This is a genomic window from Clostridium sp., from assembly GCF_016650095.1.
In the GTDB taxonomy this organism is placed as follows: domain Bacteria; phylum Bacillota; class Clostridia; order Clostridiales; family Clostridiaceae; genus Clostridium_AD.
In genome coordinates this window covers 1-2,277 of the sequence record NZ_JAENWL010000434.1, presented here as the reverse complement: position 1 = coordinate 2,277, position 2,277 = coordinate 1, and the positions used below count along the sequence as shown (strand labels likewise).

Here is a 2,277-nt window from a genome sequence, read left to right as displayed (position 1 = left end):
TTTTTTATTCATTTTTACCTCCTTATAATTTTATTGCCCTCTAATAGGGAACTTGTACGCCATTGAGGTGTAGTTAGATTAGAATTATTAAGATGTGATTATTTGCCTACAAATTTATTATTTTAGACGAAACATTTAAAACCATTACCCTCACTTCTTCATAAGTTGCTAATTTTTGCTTAAGTCCTTCGATTTCTCTTTCTAATTTTCTTCTTTCTAATGGAGAAAACCTAGTTGGTGTAACACCTTCTACCGCTTCAATTTCTGCTAAACTAAATCGAATGCCAGGCACTCCTTTAACAGAGTTTATAATGCCCCCTTTTCTGCAAGTCTCAATGGATTGGACAGATACTTGCCACCTTGAAGCTATGTCCTGTTGAGTTAATAAGCTCACAATGAAACTATCTTTTTTATTTTTTGTCATAGTTTGATTTTCCACTTCTAAACTGCCTCCTTAATTAATTTAATTTTTATAGCCAGCCGCTTTAAAATTTCTCTGTTCTATAATTGGCAATACCTCATGTTCTTTTAATAAATCATATAAAAATAATCTGCCTTTTTGTGTCCACTTAGTATTCATTTTTACATCTTCCATGCCATTACTACGGATAATATCCACCGTTTCAGAATGCGTATACCCTTTATCGTGATATTTGATATATAATAACCATTGACCACTCTGCTTATATTGAACATTCAATTTATGCAATAATTCATTCATTTTATTTCCACTCATTCCATAATCCTTAGCTATTTGCGTTATGGTAACAAGACCTTTATTTCTTAAAATGCTATCCATGTAGTCTGCTTTTGGCTTTAACTCTCCAATGATCTGGTCCTTTTGTTTGTTTTCTAGTTGTAGCCCCTGTTTTTCTTCTCTTTCTTTTTTTAGCTCCGTTAGTATTTTAATCATTGCATCCGGATTCAACAGTACTTCTTCTAGCTTTTCAGTTGTCATGTATGCTCCATGTTTTCTTATAGTTGGAAGAACTTCATCAAATATCCAACTTTCAAACTTTTCTGCTCCTGGCAACTGTGATTTAGAAATAAGCCTGTACAAATTACCTTCTGTTATAAAATTCATTTGTTGAGTTCTTCCCATTGAATCTATGACATGGTGTTTCACCACCCCATCTTTTTTACAATGTTGTTTTATTGCATTTATTGCATCCGCGTATCCTAATGCCTTTGCTGAATCTGTTGCCCCTAAGTAAGTTTTACTGTTAATCTCAATTGCTCTTATTTCTCCAAACTGTTCATTTTTAAATATCTGTAAATCATTCAATTTCATTCCTCCTTTTTAAATTTATTCATATTTACCGCCCATATTTTTAATGCTTTAGTGTTTCATAAGAACAAATTTCTTTGAATAGATACACAACATCTTTTTCTGGGAAAAAAATTCGATTCATAAGTAACGCTTCATCTAAATGCAAAGGCCTTTTACCGGATAGTTTATTTCCTAGTGTATCTCTGTTAACTCCGATTTCTTTTGCTATTCCTTTAATTGTAATTTGCTTTCTTGCCATTTCAGCCCTAAGATTTTCAAACATAATATTATTACTTCTCATTTCAACACCTCCATTCACGCATTGCGTTGCTATGCTTATATATTATAGCGCAGTGCGTGAAATGTCAATACCTATTTTATCTTTTTTTCTTGCAATGCGTGAAATATGTTGTATAATAAATATATAAGGAGTGGTTAATATGGACTTTTACAAAATACTTAAAGTTATTATGGATGAAAAGGAAATGAAAATTTCAGATGTTTGTAAGGCAACTGGATTAGCTGATTCAACAGTTAGAAGCATTTTTGATAGAAAAACAAAAAAGGTTTCACTAGATGTTGCCTACAAAATTTCTATAGGCTTAAACGTTAGTTTACAGCGTTTAAATGGTGAAAAGAATATAAAGACAACTATTAACTCAGCGAGTACCTTCGACCGCCACGTTCTTATCGAGGAACAACTACTATCTAACTTCAACAAATTAAATGACCTAGGTAAAAAGGAAGCTAGTAAAAGAGTATCTGAATTAACAGAGCTATCTATATATGTAACTTCAAAAGAAGAATATAATTTTGCTGCACATGATGATGGACTTGACCCTGATGAAGCTAAGAGGAGAATAGAAAAAGCAAAAGCTATATTCAAACAAATGGATGAGGAGTAGTACTCGTAAGGGGGGAGCTACATGACGAAATACGAAAATCTATTAGTTAAAGCTGACAAGTTGGGCATAAAAGTAAAGGAAATAGATTTTGAAGGATATGAG

The 2,277-nt window shown here is 32.3% G+C and carries 4 protein-coding genes; 1 reads left to right on the top strand and 3 read right to left on the bottom strand.

Going from position 1 to position 2,277, the window contains the following annotated elements; all coding sequences use genetic code 11:
• Window positions 1-106: 106 nt before the first annotated feature.
• Genes JJE11_RS17540 through JJE11_RS17530 form a run of 3 tightly spaced genes read right to left on the bottom strand, consistent with a single transcriptional unit; the run spans window position 107 to window position 1,571 of the window.
• On the bottom strand, window positions 107-439 hold the full coding sequence (locus tag JJE11_RS17540) for a histidine kinase (RefSeq protein ID WP_291637960.1): 333 nt from the start codon (window positions 437-439) through the stop codon (window positions 107-109).
• Between the two features lie 24 nt (window positions 440-463).
• Entirely contained in the window at window positions 464-1,285 is an 822-nt protein-coding gene (locus tag JJE11_RS17535) for a phage antirepressor KilAC domain-containing protein (RefSeq protein WP_291637958.1), read from the bottom strand.
• A 46-nt stretch (window positions 1,286-1,331) separates the two neighbouring features.
• Window positions 1,332-1,571: a helix-turn-helix transcriptional regulator gene (locus JJE11_RS17530; protein WP_291637956.1), complete on the bottom strand. Its 240-nt coding sequence runs from the start codon at window positions 1,569-1,571 to the stop codon at window positions 1,332-1,334.
• A gap of 139 nt (window positions 1,572-1,710) precedes the next feature.
• On the opposite strand from JJE11_RS17530, the gene JJE11_RS17525 reads away from it, so the two are divergent.
• Window positions 1,711-2,175 carry a helix-turn-helix transcriptional regulator gene (locus JJE11_RS17525; RefSeq protein ID WP_291637954.1) on the top strand — a complete coding sequence of 155 codons (465 nt, stop codon included), beginning with the start codon at window positions 1,711-1,713 and terminating at the stop codon, window positions 2,173-2,175.
• The last annotated feature ends 102 nt before the right edge of the window (window positions 2,176-2,277 follow it).

Coding starts and splice junctions, on each gene's coding strand:
- JJE11_RS17530 (WP_291637956.1), bottom strand. CDS start 1,571: ATGAGAAGTAATAATATTATGTTTGAAAATCTTAGGGCTGAAATGGCA.
- JJE11_RS17525 (WP_291637954.1), top strand. CDS start 1,711: ATGGACTTTTACAAAATACTTAAAGTTATTATGGATGAAAAGGAAATG.